Genomic DNA, 16,866 nt, shown 5'->3' with positions numbered 1-16,866 from the left:
GCCCGCCGTTAGCTCATCCTGATCTGAGACAATGCCCATAAAGTGTCGGAGCTGATGCCGACGGAGCTGCCGTCGCTGCTCAGAATGCTCACCGCCGACGCCGTATTCTGGCTGTTCTCCAAGTCGTACATGATCGTGAAACGTTGGACCAGTTTCTTGACCTTTTCCGGGTCGCTCAGATCTTCGAGGTTGAGCTTGTTTTTAACGATCTTGGCCTGCCGGTCGACGTCCATGTTGCCGATTTCCCCGGGCAGGCTGAAAGTGACGCGGAAGAACTCCATCAGCGCCTCGTCGCCGAGGATCACGTAAGGGTCGGTGATGCTGTCCGACATGCGCTCGAAATAGAGCGCCAGGCGGACGCCCGGGTTTTCCTCGCCCTGCTGGGTTTCGAGCATCTGGCGGACATAAAGGTCCTGGGTCGCGACAACTTCGCCGCCGTTCTGAGCCTCGCCAGCCGAGCTTCGGTCGATCTCGCCCTTGGAGTCGAAATTGAAGGTACCGACGATCTGCGCGAACCGCTTGTCCGTCTGGGTATTCACGAAGCTCTTGGGATCGGCGGGATCCGAATTGAAGGCCTTCTTCAGAAAATCGTTGGTGACCTTGGAAGGGTCTATCCCCTTCGATATCAGCAGGATGTCGAGCGTCTTGCGATCGGCGAGCAGCTCGTCGCGGCTGCCTATGCGCTGCATTGCGTCGGTATAATATTTGGCCTCCGTCTGGGCTTTCGCCCTGGCCGCCTTGAGTTCATCGCCTTCCATGAACCGGCTTTTACGCAGGATATAGTCCTTGGCGACGTTGGTGATTGCCGCATTGGACTGGAGCAGCACCTGGCGGGTGACTGCCCCCTTGGGGTCGAAATTGAAGAGCTTGGCAAGCGAGACGAACCGTTCGTCCTTCAGCTTGTAGATATAGCTGTTCGGGTCGGAAAGGTCGCTTTTCAAGGCACTCTTGATCGTCAGTTTCGAAACGGTGGTGGGGTCAAGGCCAACCGCTTGAAGAGCAAAATTGTAGGATTTTTCGGCGTCCTTGCTGAGGAAGTCGTCAAGCGTCTTCACGGCCGAAAGGTCGAGCTTGTAGAACTTGATGGTCTTGTCGAGCTCCGCTTCCTGCTTGTCGTCCCAGCGGCTCATATAGTCGCTGCGGGTGGTACTGGTCTGTAATTCGTCCTGGGCCTGGCCGGCGGCGACGGTACCGTCGGTGTTGAAGTTGAAGGCCTTCGCCAGATCCAGATATTCCGGATTGGTGGCGCCAAAGCGATTTGCATAACTGTCGGGGTCGGAAAGATCGCTCGTCAATATCTGTTCGATCGTGGACTTGACGACCGTGACCTTGTCGAGATTGAAGGCGACCTTGATGTATTTGAGAAGTCGAGGGTCATTGATGAAATCGGTGACGTTGGTGGCCGTCTTGAGTTCCTGCTCGAAGAGCTCCTGATTGAACAACGCCTCGGCATGCGTGATCTGGGTCTGCTTGTTGAAGAAGCCTCCGACAATCTCCAGCAGCTTTTCCGGCGTGACCGCGCCGCCCGCCGGAACCGAGCCGTCCGCGTTGAAGCTGAAGTCCTCGGCGAGCGATTTCATCAAAGCGAGATAGGGCGCATCGGACGCACCGGCACTGATGATCGTCGCGAGTTCGGCGCGCCGCGAGTCCGTCTGGGCGATCGGCACCAGCCTGCCATCCAGCTCGGTGTAGCGTGTCTGCGATGTGGTGAGGGTGGTCTGGTCCGTCTGGATCGCCTCCACCGTCTTGGTCAACTCCACCTGCATGGCGTCGATCTCGGCCTGGAGGGTCGCCGGGCCGCCATTGTTCAGTTCATCCTGCTTGGCGGCGATCTGGGTTTCGAGGTCGGTTTTCTTCTGCTGGCCGAGCGCGATCGAGTCCTGCAGCGTCGGAATGCCGGTGCTGAGGTTCAGCCGCTCGGCAAGCTCGGTGTCTTCGGTTTTCGCCGCATTGTACTGGTCGAGATTGTTGCCATAGGCGGTGTTGTAAAAGCTGGTCGGATCAGCCGGATCGCTGGTCAGCACGCCGCGGATGGCGTTGTAGTTGTAATATTTCGTATCGATGCCATAGGCCGTGAACAGGTAGTCGCGGAGCCTCGGGTTGGCCAGCAGCTGATCGACATTGGTGATATTGCCGGTCCCGCCCAGCATGACCTTGAAATAACGGGTGTCTTCCTCGAGCGTATCGTTCTGGGCTGCGATCGTCTGGTCGTAGGTATCGAAGAGTTCGTCCATCTGGCCGTTGGACTGGGGCGCCGCCCCCTCTCCGTTGGAAACGCCGAAATTGAAGGCTGCGGCGATATCCTTGTAACGGTCGTCGGTCAGGCGGTTTGCAAAGCTGTTGTCGTCGCTGAGATCGCTTTCCAGCACCTGCTTCATGAACGCCTTGGCATAGATCATGTCGTCCAGGCCGTGGGCCTGCATCGCATAGGAATAGAGGCGATAATTGCCGAGGAACTCGTCGACGGTTTTTACCTTGCCGATATTGTCCTGATAGTACTTCGTATCGTTGATGACCGTCGTCTGCCCGGCAATGTTTTTCAGGCTTTTCTGCATGTCGCGATTGACAAGATCAAAGGTGAGATAGGTCGATACCATGGAAGGGCCTCACGACTCGGAATTATGCTGCCGCAATCATCGCAGCCTAGCCTTGCCTGTGGCTTTTCGAAAGGGTTTCGACATCCCGTCCGGAATGTCCCAGGCCTGCACAGGAATGCTGCGATTCACCTTCCGGAAACCCAAATCCGACCCCTTTTGCTAACCATCCAGGCAGGCAAGGCTTCTTTAACCGCTATTTTTAAGCAGTCTCGAACATGGCCCGCCCTATGCTTTGGCTATCAGAGGACAAAAGTCCCGTAGAGAAACCGGCAACGGCTCTCAGGTAAAACAAGGGTAGCATATCGATGACCAACACTGTTCTGAAGCCCGTCTGGGCAGGGTCGACATTCAGGCTCGATCCGTCTCGTTTCCCGCAGCAGGTTACCTATGCGCTGCGCGAGACCTCAGGAGATGTCTCCATCACCATCGACGAACGCGGCGCAGTGCTGCGTAAGATCCTCCCCGCAAGCGGCCTGCCGCTCTCCTTCGCCTTGCCCGCCCGCGCCTTCAAAGGGGTTGCGGCCCGCGCCATAGACCACGGCGACGGCGAAGTGACGGTCACGCTCGAACTGCATCACGACGACCCGGATCTCTGCATTCCGCTGCTCGTCGCCCACGATCTCTGCGACATCGCCGCCGACTGGCGGAGCTGGTCGGACGCCTATCGCATTCCGATGCTGATGGTGGAAGCCGACGGCATCGCCCGGCCGCTGGAAAACCATATCGGCGACGTGCGAACCAACGGCGTCAAGCAGCGCCGCCGCCATTCCTATTTCGCGGCCCGTCGTCCGCGCTTCCTGGTCCGCCGCACGACCGGCAGCCTGGGCGTGACGATGAAAATCGAAGGCAAGGAAATTATCGCGCGACGCTAGGGCTTTGCTTGTCCCTTTGTCCACCGCCTCTCGCGATAATATGGGAGGGAGCCCGATCCTTGAGCGGTCGGGCTTTTTCCGTTAGAGGGCAAGCGACAGGACGAGACCCGCAAACAGGATCGCGCCGACGCGGTTGTTCGACTTGAAAAGCCTCAGGCACTGGTCGGCATTGTCGATATCGAGGATCAGCACCTGCCAGCCGAACATCAGGGCTGCGGCGAGAAGCCCGAGATAGGCGAGGAAACCGACGCCCGCCGCTGCGAACGCGAGCAGCAGGAAGATCAGCGTCAGGCCGTAGAGGCCAATCAGCCAGGGCTTGGTGTTGTCGCCGAAGAGACGTGCTGTCGAGCGCACCCCGATCAGCTCGTCATCCTCCTTGTCCTGATGGGCATAGATCGTGTCGTATCCGATCGTCCAGGCAATGGCAGCCAGGTAAAGCCAGAGGGCGGCGGAGGAGAGGCTGCCGAACACGCCGGCCCAGCCCATCAGCGCGCCCCAGGAGAAGGCGAGGCCGAGGAAAAATTGCGGCCAGTCGGTAAACCGCTTGGCGAAGGGATAGATCGCCACCACCGTCAGCGACAGGATGCCGAGCAGGATGGTGAAAGCATTGAACTGGATGAGGACGAGCAGGCCGATCAGCGCCTGCACGCCGATGAAGACCTTGGCTTCGAAACGCGACACCCGGCCGGAGGGCAGCGGCCGCGAGCGGGTGCGCGCTACTTCCATGTCGATATCGTGATCGACGAGGTCGTTATAGGTGCAGCCTGCGCCGCGCATGGCGACCGAGCCTAGGAAGAACAGCACGAGGTGGAAAAGCAGGAGACCGAGGGAAAACGCGCCCTCCCCCTTGGCAGCATTCGCCGCCAGCGCCGCCGACCAGAAACACGGCCACATCAGAAGCTGCCAGCCGATCGGCCGGTCCCATCTCGCAAGCTGCGCATAGGGCCAGGCCGGCCGCGGCAGAACGCGATAGACCCAGTTGTCGGATGGAGCGTCGGCCACGCGGCCGCTGAAATCGTCGGCGTTCGTCATGGCCGGTTCTAGCGCCGGCCGAACGCTACGGTCAAGCCGGCGCTTTGTCGCCGTTTGGAAACGGAAAGTCCCGCGCCTTCCGTCGTGGAAGAGCCACGCCTTAGGGCAGTGAGAAGCCGAATTTGTAGCTCGCTGAAACGCCGAACATCAGCTGGTTTTTCGAACCGCGTTCGCGCACGAGACTGCTGTCGGCAACATCGCCGGTCAGCCGCTTGTATTCGGCAAACGAGGTGAGTTCGAGTTTCTCGGTCGCCTTCCAGGTCAGCGCCGCGCCGACGCCGACCGAATGCAGGCCGCCGCCCGGATCGTAGGCGGAGAGACCCGATGCCGCCGACTGGCTCGGGGTTACCTTATAATAGGCGTCGTTATAGCCGTTGCTTGCCCAGGTCGCGCGCGGACCGCCGGAAAGCCTGAGATCCGGCTGAAGATCGGTGAAAGCGTCGACCGAGACATCGGCGACGACGCCGTCGTGGCTGCGTATGCCCTGGCGGACTTCGGCACGGGCGCGGATCCAATCGGTCGGATAGATATCGATGAAGCCACCGACCTCGCCGCCGAGCTTCACGTTTTTCAGACCCTTGAGATCGTCGGAGGTATCATCGTCGCGCGGCATGATCAGCTTGGCCGCCACGCCGGCGCGGATCGAACCCTGGTCGATCAGCGCGAAGGAGATGTTGTCGTTGCGGGACGAGAAACGCGCCTGTTTGGCGTTCTGGCGGCCGAGCGAGATGATCGGCGAGAACTGCAGGCTGCGGCCGTTATCACCCTCGAATTTCGGCGCCACGAAACCGGCGCCGCCGAGCGTCAGGTACCAGTCACCGGACCAGAAGCCTTCCTGAGCCTCGGCGCTCCCCGAGGAAACAATCGAAAAAATGGAAAGAAAAAAGGCGGCCCGGACAGGCAGGGACATGGCAACGGATCCTGAAAACGCGAAACAGAACAGAGATCCCACTGGGGATATCTGTTCCATTATCGCATTTGCATTGCCAGCTTGTTAACCAAGCGAAGAATCACACCGCTACCTTGTCGAGCGGGATGCGGCTATCTTCGAAGGCTTTCAGTTCCGCCTCGCGCTCGTAGATGTAGTCGCGGTTGTCCGGAACCGCGGTGCGCTTCTTGACGATCTGCATCTGGAAGATGAAGAAGCTTTCGTGGGTGAAGGCCATTTCCGAACCGGCGAGATAGAACTCCCACATCCGCACGAAACGTTCGTCGTAAAGTGCCGCAGCCTTGTCCTTGTTGGCCATGAACCGCTCGCGCCAGTGGCGCAGCGTATGGGCATAGTGCATCGGCAGGATTTCGATGTCGGAGACGAGCAGGCCCGCCTTCTCGATCGACGGCATCACTTCCGAAAGCGCCGGGATATAACCGCCCGGGAAGATGTATTTCTCGATCCAGGGATTGTTGATGAGGGCCGGATAGGGCTGGCCGATCGAATGCAGCACCATGACGCCGTCATCGGCGAGCACGTCGTTCACCTTGTCGAAGAACTTGGGATAGTTCAGCCGGCCGACATGCTCGAACATCCCGACGGAGACGATGCGGTCGTAGCGCTTGTCCGGGGCTAAGTAATAATAGTCCTGCAGCTCGAAGCGGACGCTGTTGGCAAGACCGCGCTTGGCGGCGCGTTGGTTCGAAATCTTGAGCTGCTGGGTCGAGAGCGTGATGCCGGTCACGTCGACGCCGGAGGATTCCGACAGATACATGGCCATGCCGCCCCAGCCGGAACCGATTTCCAGCGCCTTCTGCCCGGGTTCGGCAAGCAGCTTGGCGACGATATGGCGCTTCTTGGCGATCTGCGCCTCGTCGAGCGAAATGCCCGGCGGGTTGAAATAGGCGCAGGAATATTGCCAGTCCTCGTCTAGGAAGAGCGAGAACAGCTTTTCGTCGAGATCGTAATGATGGGCGACGTTGCGCCTGTTATGATTGATCGGCACGCGATTGCGGAACTGGGAGACCAGCACGCGGGCGATGCCGCGCCAGATCATGCCGAAGGTCAGGCCTTCGCTGAGGGTATTGTCCTTGATAAGCGCCAGGAATTCATAGATGTCGCCGTCATCGATGACGAGACGGCCATCCATGTAGAGCTCGCCGAGCTTCAAGGGAGGATCCGCCACCAGTTCGCGTTCGGCGGCTTCGTCGATAAACCGTATCGAAACGGATCGCCCGCCGCCGCTCCCGTAACGTTGCTCGCCTCCCGAGCCGCGTACGATCAAAGTTCCTGTCTTGATGATTTTGCTGAGAAGATTGTGAAGGGACGAGGCCACGGACCCACCTCCAATAATAATACTAAGGGTGCCTTACTAATCCAAAATCTAAGCGTTTCCCTGCGACTTTCAAGCACATTGCAGCCATGAAAATGACATAAAAAAACAGGCCGTCAAACCCCCGCCTGACGACCCGCACCCTGTGATTGAAATTCTGCCGAAGCCGGCCAAAATCACTTGCGTTTTAAAGCTTCCGCGAGTGCTGCGCCGAAAGCGCCTTGAGATGAAGGTTTTTCAGTTTTCATCATTTTCGGGTTAACCGGCCGGACGTCGCGGTCGCCGCGCGGGGCCGGAGCCGTCTCGCCGCCGTCCTTGCGCATGGTCAGCGCAATTCTCTTGCGCTTCACATCGACCTCGACAACGCGCACTTTGACGACGTCGCCGGCCTTTACCACCTCATGCGGATCCTTAACGAAACGATCGGCGAGCTGCGAAACGTGGACAAGGCCGTCCTGGTGCACGCCGATATCGACGAAGGCGCCGAAGGCGGCCACGTTGGTGACGGTGCCTTCGAGCATCATGCCCGGCTTCAGGTCGGTGATCTCGTCCACGCCTTCGGCAAAGGTGGCGGTCTTGAAGCTCGGGCGCGGGTCGCGGCCGGGCTTTTCCAGCTCGGCGATGATATCCTTGACGGTCGGCAGGCCGAAGGTCTCGTCGATGAACCTTTTCGGGTCGAGCGCCTTGAGCGCCGCACTGTCACCCATCAGCGAGCGCAGGTCGCGGCCGCAGGCGGCGACGATCTTCTTGGCTACGCCATAGGCTTCCGGATGGACGGCGGATGAATCCAGCGGCTCCTTGCCGTTCGGAATGCGCAGGAAGCCGGCCGCCTGTTCGAAGGTACGGTTTCCGAGACGGGCGACCTTCAGCAGGTCCTTGCGGCTCGAAAACGCGCCGTTCTGGTCGCGATGGGCGACGATCGCCTCGGCAATCGAGCGGCTGAGGCCGGAAACACGCGAAAGTAGCGGTGCGGACGCCATGTTGAGATCGACGCCAACCGCGTTCACCGCGTCTTCGACCACGGCATCCAGCGAGCGGGAGAGTTTCCCCTGGTCGACATCGTGCTGATACTGGCCGACACCGATCGATTTCGGTTCGATCTTGACCAGTTCCGCCAGCGGATCCTGGAGGCGGCGGGCGATGGAGACGGCGCCGCGCAGCGACACGTCGAGACCGGGGAATTCGAGGGCGGCGGTTTCCGACGCCGAATAGACCGAGGCGCCGGCTTCCGAGACGATGACCTTGGTGGGCTTCTGCCCGGGCAGGTTCAACAGCATGTCAGCGACCAGCTTTTCCGTCTCGCGGCTGCCGGTGCCGTTGCCGATGGCGATCAGCTCGACATTGTGCTTGCGGATCAGCGAGGCGAGTTCGGCCTGGGTACCGCGGATGTCGTTCTTCGGCGGGAACGGATAGACGGTGGTGGTTTCCAGCAGCTTGCCGGTGGCATCGACGATCGCGACCTTGACGCCGGTGCGGATGCCCGGATCGAGGCCCATCGTGGTGCGCGAGCCGGCGGGTGCGGCGAGCAGCAGGTCCTTGAGGTTGCGGGCGAAGACATGGATCGCCTCCTCCTCGGCGCGCTCGCGCAGTTCGCGCATCAGGTCGAGCGACAGCGAGACCGAAAGCTTGACGCGCCAGGTCCAGCCGGCGGCTTCCATCAGCCAGCGGTCGGCAGCACCGCGGTCACGGATGTCGAAGGCGAGCGCGATGATGCGCTGGGCGGGCTTGACCGGCGACGGATCGTCCTGGTCGACTTCGATCGTCAGCGTCAGGAACTCCTCGTTCCAGCCGCGCAGCATGGCGAGCGCCCGGTGGCCGGGCGCCGTCGCCCAGCGCTCGGAATGGTCGAAATAGTCGGAGAACTTGGCGCCCGCCTCCTGCTTGCCGTCGACCACTTTGGCCTTCAGCATCGCGCCGGCCCGCATATGCTGGCGCAGCTTTCCGAGCAGGTCGGCATTTTCGGAGAACGTCTCGGCGACGATATCGCGGGCGCCTTCGAGCGCTACCTTCACGTCGGTTACCTCGTCCTTGACATAAGCTTCGGCAAGCTTTGCCGGATCGACGCCGCGGTCGGCCCAGATCGCCTCGGCAAGCGGGCCGAGGCCACGCTCGCGGGCAATCTCGGCGCGGGTGCGGCGCTTCGGCTTGTAGGGGAGATAAAGGTCTTCGAGCTCGGCCTTGGTCGTCGCCTTGCCGATCTTTGCGGCAAGCTCGTCGGTCATCTTGCCCTGCGAATTGATCTGGTCGACGATGGTGGAGCGGCGCGCTTCGAGCTCTCGCAAATAGACCAGCCGTTCTGCCAGGTTACGCAGCTGCGTATCGTCCAGCCCGCCTGTCACTTCCTTGCGGTAACGGGCGATGAACGGCACGGTGGCACCGTCGTCGATCAGCTCGATCGCGGCGGCGGCCTGTTCGGGACGGGCATTGATTTCCGCGGCAATCGCGGCGGCAAGGAAACGGAGATCGGCGGCCATGGGCGTCCTCGTTCAAATGGGAGGCGCGACCATAGTCGAAGTTTGTGGCAAGGCAACGTGGCGAATGCCGGTTCCACAATTTGCTTTGTACCAACCGTGCCGAAACGAAACACGGGTTGACCGGTCGCTAACCAAGGCCCTGTGGAAAAGAACCAACGCACTCTCACCTCCGGCAAGAGGCCATTAAAACCATTCCGCCGCATGATGTGGCCGAATGGAGATACGAATGCCCAAAAAAGCCGCCAGGACACTGGCATTTGACACGGCGGTCGCCAATGAAGAGCTCGAGGCTGCCATTTCCTATCTCGAACAGAAGCTGAACGATGCGTCCTTTCGGAACGAACCGGTGCCTTTCCTCGCCTATCGGAACAGAGTGATCTTCCAGACGACGCTGGATATCCGACGTGGCGCCCAAAATCGGCGCGGTGAATTCTGACCTTATCGAACGCGACGGCCTCCCATCGAAACGCCATGACGGACAGAAGATGGGAGGCCACTCAAGCCTTGGCTCTTGACCTTTGCCTCCCCTCCCCTTAACCGCCGCGCAAGGCCAAGGTTTTCAGCGCAGGCGAGGGCGAGACATGAAGGTTCTCTTGATCGGTTCGGGTGGACGCGAGCATGCGCTCGCCTGGAAACTCGCGCAGTCTCAGAAACTCGGCAAACTCTACGCCGCCCCCGGCAATCCCGGCATCGCCGAGCATGCCGAACTGTTGTCCCTCGACATCGACGATCATGCCGCCGTCGCGGCCTTCTGCCTCGACAATGCGATCGACCTCGTCGTCGTCGGGCCGGAAGCGCCTCTGGTTGCCGGGCTCGCCGATGTGCTGCGCGCCAAAGGCATTGCGACCTTCGGGCCGTCTGCAGCCGCCGCCCAGCTCGAAGGCTCGAAGGGTTTCACCAAGGATCTCTGCGCCCGCTATGACATCCCGACCGGCGCCTATCGCCGCTTCACCGACGCGGCCGAGGCGAAGGCCTATGTGCGCGAACAGGGCGCGCCGATCGTCGTGAAGGCGGACGGGCTTGCCGCCGGCAAGGGCGTCACCGTCGCCCTGGCGCTCGACGAGGCGCTTGCGGCGATCGACGACTGTTTCGACGGCGCCTTCGGGTCGGCCGGTGCCGAAGTGGTGGTGGAAGCTTATCTCGACGGCGAGGAGGCAAGCTTCTTCTGCCTTTCCGATGGCAAGACGGCACTGGCGCTTGCCACCGCCCAGGACCACAAGCGGGTCGGCGATGGCGATACCGGGCCCAATACCGGCGGCATGGGCGCCTATTCGCCCGCTCCGGTAATGACGCCGGACATGGTCGCGCGCACCATGAGGGAGATCATCGAGCCGACCATCCGCGGCATGGCGGCAAGCGGCTATCCCTTTACCGGCGTGTTCTTCGCCGGATTGATGATCACGGCCAAGGGTCCGGAACTGATCGAATACAATGTCCGCTTCGGCGATCCAGAATGCCAGGTGCTGATGATGCGGCTGAAGAGCGACCTGCTCGACCTGCTCCATGCGGCGGCGATCGGAACGCTCAACCAGATTTCCGCTGAATGGAACGACGACGTGGCGCTGACCGTGGTGATGGCTTCCAAGGGCTATCCAGGCGCCTATGACAAGAACACACCGATCGCCCATCTGCCCGAGGGCGCTGCCGGAGAGAAAGTCTTTCATGCCGGAACGGCACTCAAGGATGGCGCTCTCGTCGCAACCGGTGGCCGTGTGCTGAACGTTACAGCAACCGCCAAGACCGTCGCAGATGCGCAAGCCCGCGCCTACAAGCTCGTGGACCAGGTCGAATGGGAAAACGGCTTTTGCCGCCGCGATATCGGCTGGCAGGCGGTGGCGCGCGAAAAGAACTGAATGCCGGAACGGTCGTTTCATTTAAAATTTACCGATTATCCAGACGGGATCGAAACGAAGCCGCGATAGTCATGGGAGACCTCAAGAAGGATTCCCGGTCATGCGTCTCGTTCTGGCTACAGCTCTGGTGTTTGCAAGCAGTTCGGCTTTCGCGTCGTCGATCACGGTGATCGACAACACGCACAAGGCGGGCGTCAGCATCCTCACCAAGAGCTGCGCAAGCTGCCCGAGCGCCGCGGCGCCCAAATCGGACGAGGCAACCTACAAGGTTCCCGATCTGCCGGCAGGGATCCAGAAGACGGAGATCATCGAGATCAACGGCGAAAAGAAGCTGGTGCGTACCGAGGTCTGGCTTGGCGGCTCACCGGTGATCCATGTCAGCAAGCTTCCCAAATGGATGGCCGAGGAAAACGCCATTGCCGAGCTTCACCCGACCACCAACGGCTCCACCGAAACGCAGATCGCGACTGCAGAAGCCAAAAGTGACGGCATCGATGCCGACGTCCTGACCAGCGCGGTGAAGACGATCGGCAAGGCTGAGGTCGGGATCGTCGAAGCATCCCTTACCCCGAAACCGCTGGCGCTCGACACGTTCGAACTGCGCACCGATCGCTTCTAAGTTTAGAATATCATTATATTTACATAGCAGAAAGTGCTCCGAGAACAGCCTTTCCCGGTATGCGCGCAAATTGCGCATCATCAAATCCGACCTGCCCAAATTATTCGCATTTGCGGCTGTCAAGGGTCGGATAATTAAATTTTTATTCAAATATTCGGGATCACTCTCCCGTCATAGTGCGGTGTAGCACGTAACCGGTGCAGAACGCGCCTTCCCCAAAAACTTCGTCCCGCTCCGGCTCCTCCGGGAGAGTTCGGCTGCCTGAAAGTGAGTCGAAACATGAAGAATCTCAAGATCTCCCACCAGTTATTGGCCATGGTGGCAGTGCTTATGGTGGCTTTCACCGCTGTCACCTACTATCAGATCCGCGCTTCGATCGCCTCCATCTATGCCGAGCGCTACGACATGCTGCGCACCCAGGTGGAGTCCGGCATTTCCATTCTGCAATCCTATTACGACCGGGAAAAATCGGGCGAACTGAAGCGCGAGGACGCGCAGAAACTGGCTTACGCAACCGTGGCTGGGATCAAATACGAGCCGGCCGGCTACATCTTCGGCCTGAACTACGAAACGGTGACGCAGTTCCATTACAATCCCAAGCTGGTCGGCGTGAACCAGAAGGGTCAGCCGGACAAGATGGGCAACCTGTTCCGCGAAGAGATGGTCGCCAAGGGCCGTGCCGGCGGCGGCGTCACCACCTATTATTGGGAAAAGCCCGGCATGCCGGCCGACCAGGTTTTCCAGAAGGCTGCCTACTCCCGCGCGTTTGAACCCTGGCAGATCATTGTCGGCACGGGCGTCTACACCGACGACCTCGATATCAAGATCAACAAGACGATCCTGGAAGTGGTCGGCGTCGGTTTCCTCGCCTTCCTGCTTGCGCTCGGTGTCGCCCTGATCGTCATCCGTAATATCACCAGGCCTCTCGCCGCGGTGCATGGCGCATTGCAGGCCGTCGCCGACGAAAATGTCACCGCGACGATCCCGCACACGGACATGTCGAACGAAGTGGGGATGATGGCGAAGGCCACCCAGGCGCTGCAGGAAAAGATCCGCGAACGTCATGCGATGGCCGCCCGCGAGGAAAAACAGAAGACCGAGCTCGACCGCGAGCGCCAGCAGAATCTCGATCTGCAGCAGCAGGAAGCCGCAAGCCAGGCCCGCGTCGTCTCCACCATCGGCGAAGCGCTGGAATCACTCGCCCATAGCGACCTCACGATCCGCTGCGCCGATCTCGGCCCGCGTTACGAAACCTTGCGCCACAACTTCAACGAGGCGCTCGTCCATCTCGAAGCCGCGATGAGCAAGGTCAATGCCAAGGGCATCGATATCGGCGGTTCCAAGGAGGAAATCCGCCGCGCTTCGAACGAGTTGTCGCAGCGCACCGAACGCCAGGCCGCCAATCTCGAAGAGACGTCGGCCGCCCTCGACGAACTCGCCGTCGCCGTCCGCCAGACGGCAGAAGGTGCACATGAGGCCGCCCAGCGGGTCACCTCGGTCAGCGCCGAGGCCAACCGCTCCGACCAGATCGTCGCCCAGGCGATCGACGCGATGGGCGGTATCGAACATTCGTCCGACGAGATCTCCAAGATCATCGGCGTGATCGACGACATCGCCTTCCAGACCAACCTGCTGGCGCTCAATGCAGGCGTCGAAGCGGCCCGCGCCGGGGAATCCGGCAAGGGTTTTGCGGTCGTCGCCCAGGAAGTGCGCGAACTCGCCCAGCGCTCCGCCGCTGCGGCAAAGGAGATCAAGGACCAGATCTCGCGTTCTTCCGGCCAGGTGCAGAACGGCGTGCGCCTCGTCGGCGAAGCCGGCGAAGCGCTGAAGCGGATCTCCAGCCAGGTGAAGGCGGCGAGCGACATCGTCGGCAAGATCGCCCATTCGGCTTCCGAACAGGACACCACGCTGCGCTCGATCTCGTCGTCGCTGAACCAGCTCGACGCGGCAACCCAGCACAATGCGGCGATGGCGGAAGAGACCACCGCCTCGGCCGAGGCGCTTGCCGCCGACACCGACGAACTCTTGAACCTGATCAGCAGCTTCCGCATCAACGCCAACCAGGACACCGGCTACAATGCCGGCGCCGGCAGCCTCAACCGCGTCGCCCAGAAGATGCGCCGCGCCAGCTGACGCCAATCCAACAGATGGCCCCATACAGGGGACGGAGGAACCGCCGGGTCGAAAGAGCCGGCGGTTTTTTGTTGTTTTGGGTTAGCCTGAAATCTTCGAGAAATCCGCGACGGTCGCGGTCGCTTCGCGGATGGCTTTCAGGAGCGCCAGGCGGTTGGCGCGGATGGCGGCGTCCTCGTCGTTGACGAGCACGTCCTCGAAGAATTTGTCGACGGGGATACGGAGTTTCGACAGGGCTTCCATGGCCGAGCGGAAGTCTTCCCTGGCGACGGCCTCGGCCGCTTCCTTCGAGGCGACGACGATCGCCGCCCAGAGCGCCTTTTCGGCATCGAGCCTCAGCAGTTCCTCGGAAACGCCATCGGCGACGACGGTGCCTTTCTTTTCCTCGGCCGCGAGCAGCTGCACGGCGCGTTTGGTGCCGGCGAGCAGGTTCTTGCCGTCTTCCGAGGTGATGAACGCCGTCAGCGCCTCGACGCGCCGGGCGACCATCAGGAGGTCGTCGGAGTCGGGGGTGAGGACTGCGTCGATCAGGTCGTGGCGGGCGCCCTGGTCGCGGAGGTAGACTTTGAGGCGGTCGTGGAAGAAGGAGAGGAGGTCCGTAATGACGACGTCTTTCGACACGTCAGTGACAAACGGCTTTATGTCTTCGATCGGCAGAATCGCTGTTCTCAAAACGGTATTCAGCGGTAGTCGCACCTTCCGCTCCAGCAGGATACGCACTACGCCGAGCGCGGCACGGCGAAGCGCAAACGGGTCCTTGGAGCCGGTCGGCTTTTCATCGATCGCCCAGAAACCGACGAGCGTGTCGAGCTTGTCGGCGAGTGCGACCGTCAGCCCGACCTTGCCTTCCGGAAGGCGATCCGAGGGACCGTTCGGCTTCCAGTGATCCTCGATGGCAGCGGCTACGGAGGCGTCCTCGCCCTGCAGCATCGCATATTTGCGGCCCATCAGGCCCTGCAACTCGGGGAATTCGCCGACGGCTTCGGTGCGCAGATCGGCCTTCGCCAGCACTGCGGCACGGTCGACGAGGACCGGATCGGCACCGGTGACCTCCGCCAGTTTCTTCGCCAAAGCTCGGATACGTTCCACGCGCTCGCCTTGCGTGCCGAGCTTGGCGTGGAACGTCACGTTCAGCGCATCGAGCTTCGCCATGCGCTGGTCGAGCGGCTTCCTGAGGTCGAGGTCGAACTTCGCCGCAGATTCTTTCAGCGTATCGAGATCCGGCATGTCGCCCTGGTCGCGGGTCCAAAAATGCTTGGCGTCGGAGAGGCGGGCGCGCACGACTTTGCCGTTGCCGTGCATGATCTCCTTGCCGCCGTCCTTCGCCTCGATGTTCGAGATCAGGATGAAGCGGTTGGAGAGCCCTTCCCCGCCGGTCTGCGGGCGGGTGACGAAGCACTTCTGGTTGGTCTTGATGGTCAGGCGGATGATTTCGGACGGGATTTCGAGATAGTCCTGCTCGAACTCGCCCATCAGCACGTGCGGCCATTCGACGAGGCCGGAGACTTCCTCCAGAAGGCCCTCGTCCTCGACCAGATCGAGGCCGTTGGCGAAGGCAAGGTCGCGGGCATCGTGCAGGATGACGTCCTTGCGGCGGTCGGCATCGAGCATGACCTTCGCCTTTTCGAGGCTCGTCACATAGTCGTCGAAGCGGCGCACGGTGATGGCGTCAGGCGCGTGAAAACGGTGGCCGTAGGTGACGTTGCTCGCCACCAGCCCGTCGATCTCGAAGGGGATGACCTGGGTCTCTTCATGTTCCGGGCCGAAGACGCAGACGATCGACTGCAGCGGGCGCACCCAGCGCAGGCTTTCCGGGCCCTTGCCGTCGATGCCGGCGAAACGGGCGCCTTTCGGCATCGAGGCGGCACCCCAGCGCATCGATTTCGGCCAAGGGAAATTGCGGATGATGCCGGGCATCACCTCGGCGATGATCTCTTCCGCCGGACGGCCGGGCCTGGATATGACCGCGACGTAGAAATCGCCCTTCTTCGGGTCGTTGACGACCTGGGCCTCGGAAATCGAAGAAAGACCCGCACCGCGCAAAAAGCCGGCGATGGCGCCTTCCGGGGCGTCGGTGCGCGGACCCTTGCGCTCCTCGCGCTGGTCGGCCGAACGAGCCGTTAGGCCGCGGATATCGAGCGTCAGGCGGCGCGGCGTCCAGTATTCGCGCGCACCCTCGTAGGTCAGGCCCGCTTCCACCAGCGCGTCGGTGACGAGCTTTTTCAGGTCTCCTGCCGCCTTGCGCTGCATGCGGGCGGGAATTTCCTCCGAGCGGAGTTCGAGAAGAAGATCGGGCATGGGTTAAGTCTTTGCAATGAGAAACGAGGTCGCGGCGGACTTAGCAAGCCCGTCGCCAAAAGTCATCAGCGGATTGGGGAAAGTCGGGCAATCAGGCGGCGTGGATAACCGGGATCGCGGCGATTTCTTCGCGTTTTGCGGTACTTTCGACCTTCAGGTCGTAACTCGTCTGGAGATTCATCCAGAATTCGGGAGTGGTGTCGAAAAATCGGCCGAGGCGAAGAGCGGTATCGGTGGTGACCGACGTCTGCTCTGCAACCAGCCGCTCGATGCGCGTGCGCGGGACATTCAGCTTCTTAGCCAGCGCCCCGGCACTGAGATGGAGCGGGGCCAGGTATTCTTCACGAAGGATTTCACCGGGATGAACGGGAGGAAGAAGGCTCGCCATGCTCGTCTCTTTCAATGATAATCGACAATTTCAACCTGTTCGGCACCGGCCGTCGTCCAGACGAAGCAGATGCGCCACTGGTCATTGACGCGGATAGAGTGCTGCCCAGCGCGATCGCCTTTCAGCGCTTCCAGATGATTGCCCGGCGGTGAACGCAGGTCGTGCAATTCCATCGCATTTTCAATCATCGTCAGCTTCCGCACGGCTCTTCTCGCAAGATCGGCAGGAAAGCCTTTCGGCACCTTACCGCTGGCGATCGACTGCGTCATCGCATCGGCATAGGAACGGATCGCCATACCTCGCTCCTATGTATCACGAGGCGATACATATTTCAAT

Annotated in this window: 13 protein-coding genes; 5 read left to right on the top strand and 8 right to left on the bottom strand. The window is 61.0% G+C overall.

The features are described from left to right. Nucleotides 1-8 precede the first annotated feature (8 nt). Nucleotides 9-2,597: a DUF1217 domain-containing protein gene (locus RG540_RS02435; protein ID WP_038584182.1), complete on the bottom strand. Its 2,589-nt coding sequence runs from the start codon at nucleotides 2,595-2,597 to the stop codon at nucleotides 9-11. A 305-nt stretch (nucleotides 2,598-2,902) separates the two neighbouring features. Here RG540_RS02435 and RG540_RS02430 point away from each other — a divergent pair, with 305 nt between their 5' ends. Continuing rightward, nucleotides 2,903-3,469: a DUF6101 family protein gene (locus RG540_RS02430; RefSeq protein ID WP_038584180.1), complete on the top strand. Its 567-nt coding sequence runs from the start codon at nucleotides 2,903-2,905 to the stop codon at nucleotides 3,467-3,469. Nucleotides 3,470-3,550: 81 nt separating this feature from the next. Here RG540_RS02430 and ubiA read toward each other — a convergent pair whose 3' ends face one another. From ubiA to RG540_RS02410, 4 genes are all read right to left on the bottom strand, one after another. Then, entirely contained in the window at nucleotides 3,551-4,501 is a 951-nt protein-coding gene (gene ubiA, locus RG540_RS02425; RefSeq protein ID WP_038584179.1) for a 4-hydroxybenzoate octaprenyltransferase, read from the bottom strand. A gap of 100 nt (nucleotides 4,502-4,601) precedes the next feature. Then, nucleotides 4,602-5,411: a MipA/OmpV family protein gene (locus RG540_RS02420; RefSeq protein WP_038584177.1), complete on the bottom strand. Its 810-nt coding sequence runs from the start codon at nucleotides 5,409-5,411 to the stop codon at nucleotides 4,602-4,604. Between the two features lie 100 nt (nucleotides 5,412-5,511). Continuing rightward, the gene (locus RG540_RS02415; protein WP_038584176.1) at nucleotides 5,512-6,768 is read right to left on the bottom strand and encodes an SAM-dependent methyltransferase; all 1,257 of its coding nucleotides are present in this window, start codon (nucleotides 6,766-6,768) and stop codon (nucleotides 5,512-5,514) included. 173 nt (nucleotides 6,769-6,941) lie between these two features. After that, a complete protein-coding gene (locus RG540_RS02410; RefSeq protein ID WP_038584175.1) occupies nucleotides 6,942-9,239 on the bottom strand; it encodes a Tex family protein in 2,298 nt (765 codons plus the stop codon). Nucleotides 9,240-9,465: 226 nt separating this feature from the next. Here RG540_RS02410 and RG540_RS02405 point away from each other — a divergent pair, with 226 nt between their 5' ends. The 4 genes from RG540_RS02405 (at nucleotide 9,466) to RG540_RS02390 (ending at nucleotide 13,844) form a co-directional block, all read left to right on the top strand. Then, entirely contained in the window at nucleotides 9,466-9,675 is a 210-nt protein-coding gene (locus tag RG540_RS02405) for a hypothetical protein (RefSeq protein WP_038584173.1), read from the top strand. Nucleotides 9,676-9,820: 145 nt separating this feature from the next. After that, on the top strand, nucleotides 9,821-11,092 hold the full coding sequence (gene purD / locus RG540_RS02400; protein ID WP_038584172.1) for a phosphoribosylamine--glycine ligase: 1,272 nt from the start codon (nucleotides 9,821-9,823) through the stop codon (nucleotides 11,090-11,092). A 100-nt stretch (nucleotides 11,093-11,192) separates the two neighbouring features. Further along, nucleotides 11,193-11,711, top strand: a complete 519-nt coding sequence (locus tag RG540_RS31035; protein WP_051909222.1) for a plant virulence effector HPE1-like domain-containing protein — start codon at nucleotides 11,193-11,195, stop codon at nucleotides 11,709-11,711. A gap of 279 nt (nucleotides 11,712-11,990) precedes the next feature. Then, nucleotides 11,991-13,844, top strand: coding sequence for a methyl-accepting chemotaxis protein (locus tag RG540_RS02390; RefSeq protein WP_038584170.1), 1,854 nt, complete (start codon nucleotides 11,991-11,993; stop codon nucleotides 13,842-13,844). A gap of 81 nt (nucleotides 13,845-13,925) precedes the next feature. On the opposite strand, the gene glyS is transcribed toward RG540_RS02390, so the two are convergent. The 3 genes from glyS to RG540_RS02375 all read right to left on the bottom strand — a co-directional run bounded on the left by glyS (nucleotide 13,926) and on the right by RG540_RS02375 (nucleotide 16,826). Further along, complete coding sequence (gene glyS / locus RG540_RS02385; RefSeq protein ID WP_038584169.1) at nucleotides 13,926-16,142, bottom strand: glycine--tRNA ligase subunit beta; 2,217 nt, start codon at nucleotides 16,140-16,142, stop codon at nucleotides 13,926-13,928. Between the two features lie 91 nt (nucleotides 16,143-16,233). Continuing rightward, entirely contained in the window at nucleotides 16,234-16,530 is a 297-nt protein-coding gene (locus RG540_RS02380; protein WP_038584168.1) for a HigA family addiction module antitoxin, read from the bottom strand. Nucleotides 16,531-16,541: 11 nt separating this feature from the next. Further along, nucleotides 16,542-16,826: a type II toxin-antitoxin system RelE/ParE family toxin gene (locus tag RG540_RS02375; protein WP_038584166.1), complete on the bottom strand. Its 285-nt coding sequence runs from the start codon at nucleotides 16,824-16,826 to the stop codon at nucleotides 16,542-16,544. Nucleotides 16,827-16,866: the final 40 nt, after the last annotated feature.

Origin of the sequence: Neorhizobium galegae bv. orientalis str. HAMBI 540 (assembly GCF_000731315.1) — a bacterium.
Lineage (GTDB): Bacteria > Pseudomonadota > Alphaproteobacteria > Rhizobiales > Rhizobiaceae > Neorhizobium > Neorhizobium galegae.
The sequence above is the reverse complement of the archived record's forward strand: the minus strand, read 5'-3'. Positions and strand labels throughout refer to the sequence as shown.

Excerpts from the sequence above, each read along its gene's own strand:
- RG540_RS02420 (WP_038584177.1), bottom strand. The coding sequence starts at position 5,411 with ATGTCCCTGCCTGTCCGGGCCGCCTTTTTTCTTTCCATTTTTTCGATT.
- RG540_RS02410 (WP_038584175.1), bottom strand. The coding sequence starts at position 9,239 with ATGGCCGCCGATCTCCGTTTCCTTGCCGCCGCGATTGCCGCGGAAATC.
- ubiA (WP_038584179.1), bottom strand. The coding sequence starts at position 4,501 with ATGACGAACGCCGACGATTTCAGCGGCCGCGTGGCCGACGCTCCATCC.
- RG540_RS02375 (WP_038584166.1), bottom strand. The coding sequence starts at position 16,826 with ATGGCGATCCGTTCCTATGCCGATGCGATGACGCAGTCGATCGCCAGC.
- RG540_RS02435 (WP_038584182.1), bottom strand. The coding sequence starts at position 2,597 with ATGGTATCGACCTATCTCACCTTTGATCTTGTCAATCGCGACATGCAG.
- purD (WP_038584172.1), top strand. The coding sequence starts at position 9,821 with ATGAAGGTTCTCTTGATCGGTTCGGGTGGACGCGAGCATGCGCTCGCC.
- RG540_RS31035 (WP_051909222.1), top strand. The coding sequence starts at position 11,193 with ATGCGTCTCGTTCTGGCTACAGCTCTGGTGTTTGCAAGCAGTTCGGCT.
- RG540_RS02430 (WP_038584180.1), top strand. The coding sequence starts at position 2,903 with ATGACCAACACTGTTCTGAAGCCCGTCTGGGCAGGGTCGACATTCAGG.
- RG540_RS02405 (WP_038584173.1), top strand. The coding sequence starts at position 9,466 with ATGCCCAAAAAAGCCGCCAGGACACTGGCATTTGACACGGCGGTCGCC.
- RG540_RS02380 (WP_038584168.1), bottom strand. The coding sequence starts at position 16,530 with ATGGCGAGCCTTCTTCCTCCCGTTCATCCCGGTGAAATCCTTCGTGAA.
- RG540_RS02390 (WP_038584170.1), top strand. The coding sequence starts at position 11,991 with ATGAAGAATCTCAAGATCTCCCACCAGTTATTGGCCATGGTGGCAGTG.
- glyS (WP_038584169.1), bottom strand. The coding sequence starts at position 16,142 with ATGCCCGATCTTCTTCTCGAACTCCGCTCGGAGGAAATTCCCGCCCGC.